This is a genomic window from Thalassotalea agariperforans (assembly GCF_053470345.1).
The window spans coordinates 519,732-535,722 of record NZ_JBQMWH010000001.1; the positions used below are offsets into that span (position 1 = coordinate 519,732).

Consider the following 15,991-nt stretch of genomic DNA (forward strand, 5'->3'; position numbering starts at 1 on the left):
TTTAAACGTTTAAGAAGACGATTATGCCAAAAATTATTGTATTACCACATGAAGAATTATGTCCTGATGGCGCTGTTTTAGATGGCGAAAAAGGCGAAACTGTATTAAATACCATTTTACAAAATGATATTGGTCTTGAGCATGCTTGCGAAAAGGTATGTGCTTGTACTACCTGTCACGTGATTATTCGTGAAGGTTTTGATTCATTAGCTGAAAGTGATGAGTTAGAAGATGACTTATTAGATAAAGCCTGGGGGTTAGAGCCTGATTCACGTCTAAGTTGCCAAGCGATTATCGCTGATGAAGACTTAGTGGTAGAAATCCCTAAATATACCGTCAATATGGTGTCTGAAAACCACTAATTTAATAAATTATTTTGTTAAAAAAAGGGTAATAACAGCAATGTTATTACCCTTTTTGTTATTTGATAATTAAAAGACTAGCTGGCAGCGTTAACTTTTTCTGCGCGGGCTTTGTGTAGTTTTTTATAGCTTTCGATTAATCTTAGGTGTTTGTCTAAGCCTTCTAACGCCATACTGGTTTTTGTTAAACCGTAAAATTTAACATCACCATTAATTGAGCCAATGACATTGGTGATCACTTCATCACCAAACATGCGCGTGAGGTTGTGTAGGTAATCTTCAATTTCAAGTTCTTCATCTAACGCGATTTCAAGCACAGCACTCATGGCTTGATAGAATAAACGTCTGGCAACGGTGTTGTCGTTATATTGTAAGAAGGCTTCAACTAACTCTTGTGCTTCTTCTAGTGCACCTAAGGCAAGATAGATTAACAGTTTAAGCTCAATAATTGTTAATTGCCCCCAAACCGTATTTTCGTCAAATTCAATACCAATTAAACTAATAATATCAATGTAGTTATCTAATTGGCTATCTTCTAAACGCTGCACCAATTCAGCTAATTGCTCATCACTTAATGAGTGAATATTTAAAATATCTTCACGGTAAAGTAGCGCTTTGTTGGTGTTGTCCCAAATTAAGTCTTCTACTGGATACACTTCGGAATAATCAGGCACCAGAATACGGCAAGCTACACCTAAGTCAGAAAACTCTGCAACATAAGCTTCTTTGCCAAGGTCTTTTAAAATGCCAAATAATTGCTCACATTCTTCTTGGTTAGTGCCGGAAAAATCCCATTCACAAAACTCATAGTCGTGTTTAGCACTAAAAAATCGCCATGAAATAACACCGGTAGAATCAACAAAATGTTCAACGAAGTTTTCAGGTTCGGCAACGGCCATACTGTTAAAGGTTGGTAACGGGACATCGTTTAAGCCTTCAAAGCTGCGACCTTGTAATAATTCGGTTAAGCTGCGTTCAAGTGCTACTTCAAAACTTGGGTGGGCGCCAAACGAGGCAAAAACACCACCGGTTTTAGGGTTCATTAAGGTGACGCACATAACAGGAAATTGACCACCTAATGAGGCATCTTTAACAACAACAGGAAAACCTTGTGCTTCTAATCCTTCAATACCCGCTAAAATTGCAGGATACTTTGCAATAACGCTAGCGGGTACGTCGGGTAAAACTATTTCTTGTTCGATAATTTGGCGTTTTACCGCACGTTCAAAGATTTCCGATAAACATTGTACTTTTGCTTCTTCAAAATTATTACCGGCACTCATGCCATTACTTAAAAATAAGTTTTCAATTAAGTTCGAAGGAAAATAAACCGTTTCACCGTCAGACTGGCGAACATAAGGAATTGAACAAATACCACGTTCAACATTGCCTGAGTTGGTGTCGATTAAATGTGAGCCTTGCAGTTCACCGTCAGGGTTGTAAATGTCTAAACAATAATCATCTAAAATACCTTGAGGTAAGGCATCATCATCCTCTAATGGAAACCATTTTTCGTTGGGGTAATGAACAAAATCGCTGTTGGCGATGTCTTGGCCAAAAAACTGATCGTTATAGAAAAAGTTACAGTTGAGTCGTTCAATGAATTCACCCAGTGCTGAACATAAAGCGCTTTCTTTAGTGGCGCCTTTACCATTAGTAAAACACATGGGAGAAGCGGCATCACGAATATGTAACGACCAAACATTTGGCACAATATTGCGCCATGATGACACTTCTATTTTCATGCCTAAATCAGCTAAGATGCTGGTCATGTTGGCGATAGTATGCTCAAGCGGTAAGTCTTTACCTAAAATAAAAGTACTCGCCGCATCGTCGGGTTGTATGGTTAACATGGCTTGAGCGTCTTCATCTAAACTTTTTACGGTTTCAACGTTAAACTCTGGGCCTGTTTGAATCACCTTTTTTACTGTGCAACGATCTATTGAGCGAAGTATGCCTTGGCGATCTTTATCTGAAATGCTATCCGGTAGCTCTACTTGAATTTTAAACTCTTGTTGATAGCGGTTTTCAGGTGAAACAATGTTGTTTTGTGACAGCCGGATCCCCTCGGTTGGGATATCTCGAGATACACAATATACTTTAACAAAATAGGCAGCACACAGAGCCGACGAGGCGAGGAAATAATCAAATGGGCCTGGTGCTGAACCATCACCTTTATAACGAATCGGTTGATCAGCAATAACGGTAAAGTCATCAAACTTAGCTTCAAGCTTGAGGTTGTCGAGAAAATTAACTTTGATTTCCATTGAATAGTTTCCGAATTTTGGTGTGTTTATCGAAAGGGGAAAGCGATTGAGCAGAGCTGGCTTTACCTTTCTATTGACGCAATTTTATCTTACAAGCTAATTATCCTGCTTTTTGTTTAAATAGTCTTGGTTAAGTTAATAATTTAGTGAAATAAATTATTTCGTGATAATCGCACATAGAAAAGATATTAATTTTTTTACAATTTATTTGGTAATAACGTGAATATTCATTCGAATAAATAAATTCGCACCGTATAATAGCGCTGCATTTTTATTTGAGTTTTTGGTCATGTTTAAATCTTTTGTTTATCACAGTATTCTATTTGTCGTATTAGGGCTACAGGCCTGTGGTGGCGGCAGTTCAAAACCAGCAGATAACCCGAAGCAAGAGTATAAATTTAGCTTACAAGGGCAATTACTGAATAATTGCGGTTTAACAAATCAATTTTCTGATTATGATTTTTATTTACAAGATGAGAATTGGCAAACCATTAAAAAGTACCAGCCTAATGCACAAGGTGTGGTTAATCTGATCATTACCAAAGAAAATATCAATTATACCATTGTAGCAAAAACACGTTCAGGCGATGCGCCAGAAGGTTATGATATTGTTAGTCATCAAAATGTTAAAACAGCTACTCAAGCTGTATATTTCGCTCAATATGACAATAAAGTTAATAACAATGCTTGCCAATGTGTAAAACAAGATTTACAACTGCGACACCGACCATTTGCTAGTCGTGAACAAGTGCTAAGCTCAGCTAATTTTGCCAGTTGGCAAGCAATTGATGAACGTACTACTGAGTTTACCGATGTTGAAGTGTGTCGTGATAAATCGTCGGCTTGGCCGAAACACTCTTTTGCGGTTTTAGGTAAAAATAGCCAAGATGAAGTGATTGGCGCAACTGAATTTGTTGATGATTTTTCTTCAGCAAATAATGGCTTTTGGCAAGCAACAGCCGTTGATGTTGCCGAGTATGAGTTAACCTTAGCTAAAAACCATCAAATGGTAACTACGAGCCAGTTAATTTCAGGGCGTCATCATTTTGCTTTTAATGTGCCATCAAGCCAGCGAGAGGTGTATTTATTTAAGAGTCACCCTTATATAAGTGAAGCGGTGTTTGTTTCAGAAGCGAGCCATCAGTTTGTTGATGTAACTTCGTTATTAGGTACTTTTAAATTACAGCGGCAACGACGCATCGCATCTGAAATTGCCGAGCAATCACTTGATGTGCAAGCAAGTAAAGAGTTACCTGATATCGACCAACAATATTTATCGGAATTAAGTGCTGATGGTAGCTATGATTTTAGCCAGGTTAAAAGCCATCCAATGTTAATTGCTGAATTTGATTATTTAACCTTGATCAATAATGTCAGCATTCCTGTTAAATGGACTTATTATGGCCCAGCTAAAGGTACTTTACCGATCGTTAAACCTCCTGCTGATCATCAAGCGATTATTGGCGATAAAAATAACATTTATAAAACAAAAATTACTTTGTTAAAGAGTAACGCGACCAATAAGTATCAAGAATATATTGCTTACGCACAATCAGCAGATCCAAGAGAATTTTCTGATGATATTGAACGTATTGTTTTAGAGGTGAATTAGCCCCTAGCGAGTGATGCTTTAAATATAAAGCATCATGGCAAAGTGACAGCCGGCAGCAGCTAAAACAAATAAATGCCAAATGGCATGGTTATAAGGGATCTTTTTTTGGACATAAAAAATGATCCCTAAGCTATACAACAAGCCACCACAAGCCAATAATAATAAACCAGTAAATGGCAACGCTTGATAAAGTTGCTTTATCACAAATAACGAAATAAACCCCATACCTAAATAAGTGAGCAAAGAAGTTATTTTATATTGGTGACCAAATTTCAGTTTAAAAACCACACCTGCACATGCTAGCAGCCAGATCAAAACCAATAAGCTATAGCCTAACGTACCCTGTAAAGTGATCAACATTAATGGCGTGTAGGTACCGGCAATCAAAATATAAATAGCACAATGATCAACTAATTTAAGTATGGCTTTTGCTTTTTCATTAATAATGGCGTGATATAACGTTGATGCCATAAACAGTAATACCAAAGAAGTTCCATAAATTGCAAAGCTAACAATTTTTGTTGCGTCTTGTTCAAAGGCGGCAACCACCAACAATAGCGTTAAGCCGGCAACACTTAATAAAGCGCCAATACCATGACTAACCGCGTTAGCAATTTCTTCTGCTAGGCTATATGCTTTGCTGGCTTTCTCAATTCCCAAGGTTTGCATTGCTATTACTCTTTGTTCTTTTCGTTATTAGAAAACACTATTAGGTGTACACGTGTACGCTGAATGGTAACAGAGTTAAGGTATCAATGTAAGAGGTCTAACCTGTTTTAATTATGTTAAAGAATATTATTTAAGAAAGGATCGTACTCAAAAAAATCAGATAACTTTCAGCTTTAAACATGGCTATGTTTGTGTTACTGTTGTTTTATACAGTTTTGTTGTATTTAATTGTCGCTGACAAGATACTATTGGGGAAATAAAATGGCAGTTGAAAGTCGATTTGTTGTAATGAGAAACGGGGTGGAGGTTCAAACATTCATGGATAAAAAAGCCGCTGATGATTACGATAAAATGCTAGATATGGCTGATAATTTAGCTGAAATGTTTAATAAAGCACCAGCGGAATTAACTGAAAGCTTGGTGGAAGAGTTGAGTATTTATTTAGCGCAAAACCGTGAAGATGTGTTAATTGCATTACAAGCTAAAAAACCAAAACCTGTTAAAAAGCCTGCTGCTAAGCCGGCAGCAAAAAAAGCCGGTGTTGTTACTGATATTGCAGCGAATAAAGAGTCTGCTTAATAATATCCAATATGAAGTACCAGTTGCACTTTAGTAATAAACGCAAAACCATCGCGTTACAAATAAAACAAGGTGATCTGGTGGTTCGAGCTCCTGCTTATTTAACTAAGCAACAAGTTGAACAGTTTGTTTTGTCAAAACAGGCATGGGTAACTAAAAAATTAGCGATTATCGAACAGCAAAAACCGGCCACGTTTTCGTATCAAGATGGTGATTCGCTTTTTGTTTTTGGTAAAACAAGGCGCTTTACGGTGTTAATGGGCGATGTTCAAAACGTTTGTCTATTAGAAGACAGCTTGGTTGTTACGTTAACCACATCACAAAACTTATTAGCCAACAAAGCGTTATTGCTAAGAACACTTATTCTTGATTGGTTTCGCCAACAAGTTGACACCTACTTACAGGAAAAATTGTTTTTTTACCAAAACGTCACCGGGCTTTGTGCTACGAGTGTTAAAATACGGATTTATAAATCTCGTTGGGGGAGTTGTAATAGTAAACGCGCGCTGACCTTTAATACCTTATTAGCTATGGTCCCTAAAGCCGTATTTGATTACGTTATTGTTCATGAACTATGCCATATCAAGCATATGAACCATTCTGCCGCTTTTTGGCAATTGGTTGCCAGTTATATGCCTGATTATCAACAACAAAAACATTGGCTAAAAATAAATCAGAAACAATTGTCTTTACCTGAACTATAACTACCCATCTTGCTAAATCGCCTGTTTTATCTCGATTCTCTTTCTGAATCTTACTCTTTGAAATATCGATAAATATCCTATCTTTCGCTGAAATTTATTGGCGGCTATTTAGCTTGGCATAATTATTGTTTGAAACTTATTTAATAAGGTTGTGGTCATAACTATAAGGCCACTTAACAATGAGGCAGTTATGAAAAGAATGGTATTTAGCTTGAAGATAACGTTGATCTATTTAGCATCGGCGATTTTATCGTTATTAATTTTACGTAGTCTTATTGGTTTTTAACGCTTAATTTATCTCGAATAATAAAGTGCTACCTGAGCATTAATTTTAATCTTACTTCAAAGAATAAGGTTTTAGATGCTTTATTGCTCAGATATTGATAAATTCCTCGCCAACCCATTAATGTCATATTTATGTTAATTTCATCATGATTTCATTTAACATACGGGTTAAATTAAGGTAGATTAGTGATTCTAAAATAAAAAAAATAATATTAAGGGTTATATTTGATGAGTGTCTCTGTACTCATTTGCGACGATTCTAATCTTGCGCGTAAACAAGTTAAAAGAAGTCTTCCTGAGCAATGGGAAGTTGATGTAGCAATTGCAACCAATGGTAAAGAAGGGCTTGAACACCTTCGGAATAATCCTATCGATGTCCTCTTTTTAGATCTGACAATGCCTGAAATTGACGGTATTGGCGTGCTTCAAGGTATTAGAGATGAAAATATCAATTGCCATGTTTTTGTTATCTCTGCCGATATTCAGCCCGAAATGCAAAATAAAGTGCTTAATTTAGGCGCTAAAGCTTTTTTACGTAAACCAGTCAGCCCCGAAGTATTAGCTGAAAAACTAAGTGAGCATGGTTATATATGAGCGCCTTTAATTTGAACGAAGACCAACAAGATTGCTTACAAGAGCTAATTAATGTTGCTATGGGGCAAGCGAGTGATCAACTTGCTCGCTACTTAGATACTTTTGTTCATCTTAATGTTCCTAGTATTGAGCAAGTCGATGCTAGTGCACTTTCTAATTCGCTTTATAGTGAAGTAGAAGCTAGTGCTATTGTCAGCCAAGGCTTTTTTGGTTATGAAGGCATACGTGGTGAAGCGCTACTGGTATATAAAAGCTCTGATACTGATAAAATTGCCGATATTTTGGGTTACGAACCGGATGAATTATCCGTTGAAGAACAGCTAACTGATATTAGCTCAATTTTAACAACAACCTTTTTAAATGTGTTCGCTAGCCAAATTGAAAACCAAATGTCGTATAGTGCGCCTCGGTTAATTTCGGCCAATAATAGCCCGATCACAGAATATTTAGCGCAACTTTCTTTTAGCTGGGATCTCGCCTTAAAAGTAAAAATTACCTACCAAGTAACGGACTTTTCATTCAACTGCGATATGATTTTATTGATACCTGAAGCGGCAATTATAAATATTACCGATGTTATCGATAGAATTTTGGAAGACTTTTAATATGGCTGAGGTTGATAGTTTTGTCGAGTCTATTAATAACCAGTTAAATTCTGGCGTTATTATTATCGATTTTAGTTATCAATTAGTTTATTGGAATAACTTTCTTGAAATTTATGCCAATAAATCTTTAGCTAAATATAAAGGCCAATCGATATTTGAAATATTCCCAGAATTGCCTAATCGCTGGTTAAGGCGTAAATTCTCTAGTGTTACTCAATTAAAAACTCCTGCGTTTTGTTCATGGGAACAACGTCATCATTTGTTTGAATTTCCTCACACGCGCCCGATCACAACCGATAGCCATTTTATGGCGCAAAACTGTAAGTTTACGATTATTCAAAATAATCAAGGTGAAGAATTCATTTATATTGCCATCGAAGATGCAACAGACGTTTGTCATTACCAATTAGCAATGCAGCAAGCACTTGATAAGTTAGCACTAGCTAATCGTATTGACGGTTTAACACAGGTGTTTAATAGAAAACATTGGGAAGAATGTTTAGCTAAAGAATATTCGAGAGCGCGTCGATTTGATCATGACTTAGCCTTGATCATGTTTGATTTAGATAACTTTAAGCGGTTAAATGATACCTATGGCCACTTAGGAGGTGATCAAGTATTAATTGAAAGCGCCACCCGTATCAAACAGATGTTACGGTTATGTGATATTTTTGGTCGTTATGGTGGTGAAGAGTTTGCGGTTATTTTACCTGAAACGTCGTTAGACGGTGCGCGCGAGCTTGCCGAAAAAATTCGAAAGTTTATTGAATCATCAGTGATTGAATTTAATGGTGATGAAATAAAAATTACCGTTAGTATTGGCGTGTCTATTTTGGCAGCAAGTGATACACGCTATGAAGATTTAATTGCGCGTTCAGATGAAGCGCTTTACGATGCAAAAGGATCGGGACGAAACTGCGTAAAAATCCGTAGTAACTTGTCTCATTGTGCATAAATTAGAATGAAAATTGGATTAAAACGCTAATTAACACATTATCTCCTCAAATAACGCTATTTTTATAGATTTTTATTGACAAAAAGCCCTGTTTCAGGCATTTTAGCGCCATGAAAAATATTACTAGCCATACGACCATTATTATCATTACCACCCGTTTAGGGATGGTGGTCAACGGCTGACGCGTAAACGATTAAATTACTGTCAAAGCTCGTGGCCAAAGGTTACGGGCTTTTTCATTATATAGGGGAAGCAAAATGCGAGTTTTAAAATTTGGCGGATCTTCACTTGCCAGCGCAGAACGATTTGTGCAAGTGGCCCAAATTATCCAAGGCAAACGTAAAGATTCACCACTAGCTGTGGTTGTTTCAGCACCTCAGGGTGTTACCAATCATTTAGTTGGTTTAGCAGACAGTTCAATTGACAGTGGTCAAATTGAACAAGGTTTAGCTCATTTTAAACAAGCTATTTTTACCATTATTGAAGACTTATCAGCATCTGTTGCTGGTTTTGATCGCATTCATGCGGAACAAGCGCTTTCAAACCATGAGCATGAATTACGCCGTTACCTTGAAGGTACCGTGTTATTAAACTTCTGTCCTGATCACATCGTAGCTCGTATTATCAGCACTGGTGAGCGTTTAAGTGTCGCTTTGTTATCATCAATTTTAAGTGCATTAAAATTTGATGTGGTTGAATTAGCCCCTGAAAAATTCTTAGTTACAAATGACTCGCCACTGAATGCCATTGCTGACCTAGTTGAATCAAAAGAAAAGTTTAAACACGCTTACGGTGAAATTAAAGATATTGCTGTTATGCCAGGTTTTATTGGTGTTAACACGCAAGGCCAAGTAACAACATTAGGCCGTAATGGTTCTGATTATTCAGCTGCGGTACTTGCTGTTTGTGCTAATGCCGAGTGTTGTGAAATTTGGACTGATGTTGATGGTGTTTATAATGCCGATCCTCGTTCAATTAAAGAAGCGAGTTTAATTGATTATTTGTCATATCAGGAAGCGATGGAGCTTTCTTATTTTGGTGCTTCGGTTTTACATCCAAAAACTATCGGCCCAATTGCCCAGCATCACATTCCATGTTTAATTAAAAATACCGGCAACCCTGAAGCTGCAGGTACTTTAATCGCCAATGAAAGCGATAACAAAAATATTGTTAAGGCTATTTCAAACTTAGATAACTTAACCATGGTGAATGTTTCAGGCCCAGGCATGAAAGGCATGGTTGGTATGGCTAGCCGTGTGTTTGCTACCATGAGTAAAGAAAATATCTCATTAGTGATGATCAGTCAGTCATCAAGCGAATATTGCATTAGCTTCTGTATTCATACGCAAGATAAAGTACTAGCTGAAGAAAGCTTAAAAGAAGAGTTTGAACTAGAACTACTTAATGGCTTATTAGACCCTATTGAATTACGCGATCAATTATCAATTGTTTGTTTAGTAGGTGATGGCATGCAACAACAACAAGGTGTTGCGGCTAAGTTCTTTACTTCACTTGCGCAAGCACGAGTAAATGTTATTGCGATTGCACAAGATTCGTCAGAACGTAGTATTTGTGTCGTTATTGAAGAACGTAAATGTACTGATGCTATTAAAGTTGCCCATCAAAACTTCTTCACTAAGCGTCCATCAATTGATGTTTTCTTAGTGGGCTGTGGTGTTGTTGGTAGTGAATTAATTGCGCAAATTAATCGCCAACAAAAAACCTTAAAGAATCAAAATATTGACTGTAAAGTTTATGGTATTGCTACGTCTAAAGGTATCTCGTTACAAGCTGAAGGTATTGACTTAGATAATTGGCAAGCCGCGTTAGGCCAAAACTTGGTTGATTTAACTCCGGATAATTTAAAAGAATTTGTCCGCGCTAATCACTTAATTAACCCAGTGTTAGTTGATTGTACGTCAAACGAAGCCTTAGCAATGAGCTATGTTGACTATTTATCAGAAGGTTTCCATGTTGTTACGCCGAACAAAAAAGCGAATACTGATTCATGGGAATATTATCAAGAGTTAAGAGCAGCAGCACAAAAAACACATCGTCGTTTCTTATATGAAACTACTGTTGGTGCTGGTTTACCGGTTATTGATACCTTACAAAGCTTGATCCGAGCAGGTGATGAATTACAACGTTTTGAAGGTATTTTATCAGGCTCATTATCTTTCTTATTTGGTATGTTAGAAGAAGGCATGACGGTGTCACAAGCCACTGCGATTGCTAAAGAGAAAGGCTTTACTGAACCAGATCCTCGAGATGATTTAAGTGGTATGGACGTTGCGCGTAAATTATTAATTATGGCGCGTGAAGCCGGTATGCAGTTAGAAATATCTGATATTGAAATTGAACCTGTATTACCAAGTGATTTTGACGATAGCGGTGATGTAGCCACCTTTATGCAAAACTTACCAAGCATTGATGCTGCTTTTGATAAGCGTGTACAAGCGGCTAAAGCAGAAGGCAAAGTATTGCGTTACATTGGTAATATTGTTGATGGTAAGTGCAAAGTATCAATTGAAGCGGTTGGCCCTGAGCATCCACTATTTAGCATTAAAGACGGTGAAAACGCGTTAGCTATTTTATCGCGTTATTATCAACCGCTACCATTTGTTTTACGTGGTTATGGCGCTGGTGCTGCGGTAACTGCTGCTGGTGTCTTTGGTGATGTTTTAAGAACTCTTGCTTGGGAGCAAACGTTATAATGTCTCTCTCAATTTTTGCGCCAGCATCAATTGGTAATGTTAGTGTTGGTTTTGATATTTTAGGTATGGCGGTAAAGCCTGTTGACGGAACCTTGTTAGGTGATGTTGTCTCAATTGAAGCGGCAGAACAAAACAGCTTAATTGTTGAAGGTGCCTTTTCAGCTAAGTTACCGGCAGACCCTAAAGAAAACATTGTCTGGCAATGTATCGACTTATACAACAAGCACCTTGCTGAGCTTGGTAAAACAGCACAACCTGTTAAGTTAACACTTGATAAAAAAATGCCGGTTGGCAGTGGTTTAGGTTCAAGTGCCTGTTCTGTTGTTGCCGCACTTCATGCATTAAATGCTTTTTATGATAAGCCATTTAATGACATGGCTATGCTAAATATGATGGGTGAAATGGAAGCGCAAATCAGTGGCAGTTTACATTATGATAATGTGGCTCCATGTTTTTTAGGCGGCTTGCAATTAATGCTGCCGGATGCGGTTAATGTTACCCGTACTTTACCTGGTTTTAGTCAGTTTTATTATATTATGGCGTATCCAGGTATTGAAGTATCAACAAAAGCGGCTCGTGAAGTGTTACCAACTAGCTATTCACGTGCTGATGTTGTTACTTTTGGCCAAAACTTAGCGGCTTTTGTTGATGCTTGCCATCGTCAAGACGCGAAACAAGCATTTGCTCAATTTAACGATGTGGTGGCTGAGCCTTATCGTTGTCATTTATTACCAGGTTTTGAGCAAGCAAGAGCTGAGTTATTAACCATGGGTAGTGTCGCTGTTGGTATTTCAGGATCTGGGCCAACATTATTTGCTATTTGTGATGATTTAACAAAAGCACAAGCACAAGCACAGTGGTTACAAGATAACTACGTGCAAAATGAATTAGGTTTTGTTCATGTTTGTCAATTAGACGAGCAGGGCGCAATAGTATTACCAGATGCAGCAGCATCGTAAGGAATTTAAGTGAAGTTTTATAATTTAAAAGACAACAGTGAACAAGTTAGTTTTGCTCAAGCAGTAAAACAAGGGCTAGGTAAAGGCCAAGGTTTATTCTTTCCTGAAACGATCCCTGCATTTGACAATATCGATGAATTATTAGCATTACCATTGGTTGAGCGTAGCGTTAAGGTATTAAAACCGTTTGTTGAAGAATCGTTAACTGACGCACAATTAACCGAGATTGTAACAAATGCTTTTAGCTTTCCAGCGCCAGTACAAAAGGTAACGGATAAAGCATCAGTATTAGAATTATTTCACGGCCCAACATTAGCGTTTAAAGATTTTGGTGCCCGTTTTATGGCGCAATGTTTACAAGCATTTAGCCAAGGTGAAAAAATTACCATTTTAACGGCAACTTCAGGTGATACTGGTGCTGCGGTTGCTCATGCATTTCATGGCATTGATAACATTGAAGTGGTCATCCTTTATCCGAAAGGTAAGATCAGTTTATTACAAGAAAAAATGTTCACTACCTTAGGTGGTAACATCAAAACTATTGCTGTTGAAGCTGATTTTGATGCTTGTCAGGCATTAGTAAAAAATGCTTTTGATGATCAAGAATTAAAAACAACGATTGGTTTAAACTCAGCTAACTCAATTAACATTAGCCGTTTATTAGCGCAAATTTGTTATTATTTTGAAGCGGTTGCACAGTTAAAAGCGTCAAACGCTGAAGGTAACGTAACTGATGAACAGTTAGCTAACTTAGTATTCTCTATTCCAAGTGGTAACTTTGGTAACCTAACTGCAGGTTTATTAGGTAAGTCGTTAGGTTTACCGATCAAACGTTTTATTGCGGCAACTAACGCCAATGATACGGTTCCTCGCTATTTAGAGACCGGTGAATGGTCACCGAATGATACGGTTGCAACTATTTCAAATGCTATGGATGTAAGTAATCCTAATAACTGGCCACGTGTTGAATTTATGCTTAAAACCGGCATAGTACCAAAAGATTGTGTTTCATCAGTATCAATTGATGAAGAACAAACACAAATGACAGTAACTAACTTGAATTCTGTTGGTTATATCAGTGAACCACACGCAGCAGTTGCTTATAAAGCGTTAAAATACAACATGACCGAACAAGAGTATGGTGTATTTTTAGGTACTGCTCATCCTGCTAAATTTAAAGAAGTGGTTGAAAGTATTTTAGGTAGTCCTATTGGTTTACCAAAAGAATTAGCTGATTGTGCTAGCGAAAAAATCTTATCAGTGAATATGCCAGCAGACTTTGCTGAACTAAGAGCTTTTTTATTAGCGAATAATAGTTAATAACAAGCTAGTAAAAAACTACTGAATATAAAAAAGCCTGAACAGCTAGCTGTTCAGGCTTTTTTTATGCTTTTTTGATACGTATCTTGAGCTTATACGGATTGGTATTACTTACTTGTTTTAAATTGTTTGATGTTTTCGCCAATTAAGTTGAGTAACTTTTGTTGTGCTTGTGAACTTGCCCAAGCGATATGAGCCGTAATAAATAAATTTTCCGGTTGTGGCTTTAATAATATGTGATCTGCAGGTGGCGGCTCTTGCTCTAAAACATCAAGAATAGCGCCGGCAATGGTTTTATTGTTAAGTGCCGATAACAAAGCTGAATTATCAATAATTGCGCCGCGAGCAGTGTTGATAATGATAGCGTGCGGCTGCATGTTAGCAAATTGCTCATGACTAAAAAGGTGTTCCGTTTCTGGTGTATGTGGGCAATGCAGAGAAACAATATCAGCTGTTTTTAGTACCTCATTAAAACTGACTCTGCCAGCACGAATTTTTGTTTCATTGGCTCTTTCGGCAATTATCACATTCATGCCAAAAGCTTGGGCAATGTTAGCAATGTTTTTACCAATATCACCGTAGCCAACAATGCCAATGGTTTTACCGGCTAATTCATCAAATTTAGAAGAATGCACACAAAACAGTGGGCTTTGTTGCCACTCACCTTGTCTAACTCTTTGAATGCTTTCATTCGTGCTGGAATAAAATTCTAATAATTGTGCAAAAACATACTGGCTGACAGAATTGGTTGAATAACCACTGACATTCATAACTTTAATACCAAGTGCATTAGCGGCAGGTATATCAATATTATTAGTGCCGGTTGCCGCAACACAGATTAATTTTAAATGCGGTAGTTTGCTCATGACATCACGATTTAAGACGACTTTATTTGTGATGATCACTTCAGCGTTAATACTTCTTTCTACCACCAGCTCTGGTGGTGTCATATCGTAACAAGTTAAGTCAGTAACTTGTGCTTCAATTGCCGCCAGAGAGATGTTGTTAATAAACGATTTTAAATCTAAAAATACAGCTTTCATTGGTTACTATCACCTAATTATGGCAACGTTTTTAACGTTGAATAACAGAATCATAACGTATCTGCTATTCAACCAATAGTGATAATTTAACCAGGTCGTCCGTCAACTCTTGGTTGACAAAACATTGGTGCGTATTTTATTAAGAATAAAATAAAAGCGAATAACCATAACATGCTGCTACCAGCATAAAAAAAGAGGGTATATTCAGGCATTAACCAAGGACCCAAGGTTCTGAACAGTGCCGCGACACTTAGCAAGATAAAGGCTAAAGCAACCCAAGTTGAAACTTGTAAAACTCGCCCTGTGTGGCCTAGGCTAACTCTAGCCATCATCGCGAGAATAATACCTCCAATGCCACCTATGGTAATTAAATGCCAAAAATGGTTTTTAGGTAACTCAGGGTATAAATAACAAAACCCTAAGCAGATCAAACCAAACCAAATAAATTTAATGGCACCATGAAGTGACCATAATAAAGGCACAGGTAGTGTTATCCATGGCATCCAGCGAAACCAGCGAACAAATTGGCTTATACCTGCAATAAAAAATAATGCGGCCAGTAACTTAGGGCTAATAGTAAAAAATGCAGAAAGTAACATAACCAAGCTTAATAATAACAAACTACCATTGGTTATTTTTTCCAATAATGGCAAACCAACTACTTTTTCTGTTTGGGTACCATTAGCAGTAAACATAGGCGTAACACGGCCGGCCATTACTGAAATTAGAACACAAACCAATAAAATACAGCTGTATGAAATTATTGTGATATTAAGCGGTTGAGCTGTCACTAAACTAAGGTGCATCAAAACATTAAAACCGGTAAATAACGCCAACAAAGGAATAAAAAATAAGTTTCTATACTGTTTGATAGCGATAATGGGCTTAGCTAGGGTAAAAGCAACCGCTGGCAGAAAAGCTAGATCGGCGATAATAATCAACCACTGCGGTACTAATGTAGGTATTAATAATAATATTCGAGGTAGTAGCCATAAAATAAATAGCCCTTGCAGGGTTTTACCGTAAGCCCCTCGGATGCCCGTCCAATTTTGCGCAGCAGTTAATAAAAAACCGGCAACTATTGGCATAACAAAACCGAATAACATCTCATGAATATGCCACCAATAACCACCACCGTAAGGTGTTAATGACAGTTTTCCAGCTAATATCAGTTGCCAGATAGCAATGGCTACAACAGCAAAAACACTAGCAAAAAGAAAAAAGGGTCTAAAGCCTAAACGCCACAAAGCAGGAATTTTTTGCTCTTGGGCTAAGTCGGTGATTTGCATGTTAACCTCTAAGGATTGTCCGTTAATAAGCTAT

At 37.4% G+C, this 15,991-nt stretch carries 14 protein-coding genes; 10 read left to right on the plus strand and 4 right to left on the minus strand.

Annotation, left to right across the window (positions count from 1 at the left end):
- Nucleotides 1–23: 23 nt before the first annotated feature.
- The gene (gene fdx, locus ACSLUO_RS02320) at nucleotides 24–362 is read left to right on the plus strand and encodes an ISC system 2Fe-2S type ferredoxin (RefSeq protein WP_448245827.1); all 339 of its coding nucleotides are present in this window, start codon (nucleotides 24–26) and stop codon (nucleotides 360–362) included.
- A gap of 77 nt (nucleotides 363–439) precedes the next feature.
- On the opposite strand, the gene ACSLUO_RS02325 is transcribed toward fdx, so the two are convergent.
- Nucleotides 440–2,629: an OsmC domain/YcaO domain-containing protein gene (locus ACSLUO_RS02325; RefSeq protein ID WP_448245829.1), complete on the minus strand. Its 2,190-nt coding sequence runs from the start codon at nucleotides 2,627–2,629 to the stop codon at nucleotides 440–442.
- 289 nt (nucleotides 2,630–2,918) lie between these two features.
- On the opposite strand from ACSLUO_RS02325, the gene ACSLUO_RS02330 reads away from it, so the two are divergent.
- Nucleotides 2,919–4,241, plus strand: a complete 1,323-nt coding sequence (locus ACSLUO_RS02330) for a hypothetical protein (RefSeq protein ID WP_448245831.1) — start codon at nucleotides 2,919–2,921, stop codon at nucleotides 4,239–4,241.
- A gap of 18 nt (nucleotides 4,242–4,259) precedes the next feature.
- Here the strand turns inward: ACSLUO_RS02330 and trhA are convergent, their stop codons facing one another.
- Nucleotides 4,260–4,910 carry a PAQR family membrane homeostasis protein TrhA gene (gene trhA, locus ACSLUO_RS02335; RefSeq protein WP_448245833.1) on the minus strand — a complete coding sequence of 217 codons (651 nt, stop codon included), beginning with the start codon at nucleotides 4,908–4,910 and terminating at the stop codon, nucleotides 4,260–4,262.
- Between the two features lie 261 nt (nucleotides 4,911–5,171).
- Here trhA and ACSLUO_RS02340 point away from each other — a divergent pair, with 261 nt between their 5' ends.
- The 8 genes from ACSLUO_RS02340 (at nucleotide 5,172) to thrC (ending at nucleotide 13,625) form a co-directional block, all read left to right on the plus strand.
- Entirely contained in the window at nucleotides 5,172–5,489 is a 318-nt protein-coding gene (locus ACSLUO_RS02340; RefSeq protein WP_448245835.1) for a YebG family protein, read from the plus strand.
- Nucleotides 5,490–5,500: 11 nt separating this feature from the next.
- Complete coding sequence (locus ACSLUO_RS02345; RefSeq protein ID WP_448245837.1) at nucleotides 5,501–6,193, plus strand: M48 family metallopeptidase; 693 nt, start codon at nucleotides 5,501–5,503, stop codon at nucleotides 6,191–6,193.
- 513 nt (nucleotides 6,194–6,706) lie between these two features.
- Nucleotides 6,707–7,072 (plus strand): response regulator, encoded by a 366-nt coding sequence (locus tag ACSLUO_RS02350; RefSeq protein WP_448245839.1) that lies wholly within the window; start codon nucleotides 6,707–6,709, stop codon nucleotides 7,070–7,072.
- Nucleotides 7,069–7,677: a chemotaxis protein gene (locus ACSLUO_RS02355; RefSeq protein WP_448245840.1), complete on the plus strand. Its 609-nt coding sequence runs from the start codon at nucleotides 7,069–7,071 to the stop codon at nucleotides 7,675–7,677. Before ACSLUO_RS02350 ends, ACSLUO_RS02355 begins: the two co-directional genes overlap by 4 nt.
- 1 nt (nucleotide 7,678) lies before the next feature.
- Nucleotides 7,679–8,632, plus strand: a complete 954-nt coding sequence (locus tag ACSLUO_RS02360; RefSeq protein ID WP_448245842.1) for a GGDEF domain-containing protein — start codon at nucleotides 7,679–7,681, stop codon at nucleotides 8,630–8,632.
- Between the two features lie 257 nt (nucleotides 8,633–8,889).
- Nucleotides 8,890–11,346: a bifunctional aspartate kinase/homoserine dehydrogenase I gene (thrA, locus tag ACSLUO_RS02365; RefSeq protein ID WP_448245844.1), complete on the plus strand. Its 2,457-nt coding sequence runs from the start codon at nucleotides 8,890–8,892 to the stop codon at nucleotides 11,344–11,346.
- The gene (thrB, locus tag ACSLUO_RS02370) at nucleotides 11,346–12,305 is read left to right on the plus strand and encodes a homoserine kinase (RefSeq protein WP_448245845.1); all 960 of its coding nucleotides are present in this window, start codon (nucleotides 11,346–11,348) and stop codon (nucleotides 12,303–12,305) included. The genes thrA and thrB overlap by 1 nt, the downstream gene beginning before the upstream one ends.
- Before the next feature lie 9 nt (nucleotides 12,306–12,314).
- Entirely contained in the window at nucleotides 12,315–13,625 is a 1,311-nt protein-coding gene (gene thrC / locus ACSLUO_RS02375) for a threonine synthase (RefSeq protein ID WP_448245847.1), read from the plus strand.
- 107 nt (nucleotides 13,626–13,732) lie between these two features.
- Here the strand turns inward: thrC and ACSLUO_RS02380 are convergent, their stop codons facing one another.
- Both ACSLUO_RS02380 and ACSLUO_RS02385 read right to left on the minus strand, forming a co-directional pair.
- Nucleotides 13,733–14,668 carry a D-2-hydroxyacid dehydrogenase gene (locus tag ACSLUO_RS02380; protein WP_448245849.1) on the minus strand — a complete coding sequence of 312 codons (936 nt, stop codon included), beginning with the start codon at nucleotides 14,666–14,668 and terminating at the stop codon, nucleotides 13,733–13,735.
- 86 nt (nucleotides 14,669–14,754) lie between these two features.
- On the minus strand, nucleotides 14,755–15,957 hold the full coding sequence (locus ACSLUO_RS02385) for an NnrS family protein (protein ID WP_448245850.1): 1,203 nt from the start codon (nucleotides 15,955–15,957) through the stop codon (nucleotides 14,755–14,757).
- Nucleotides 15,958–15,991 lie beyond the last annotated feature (34 nt).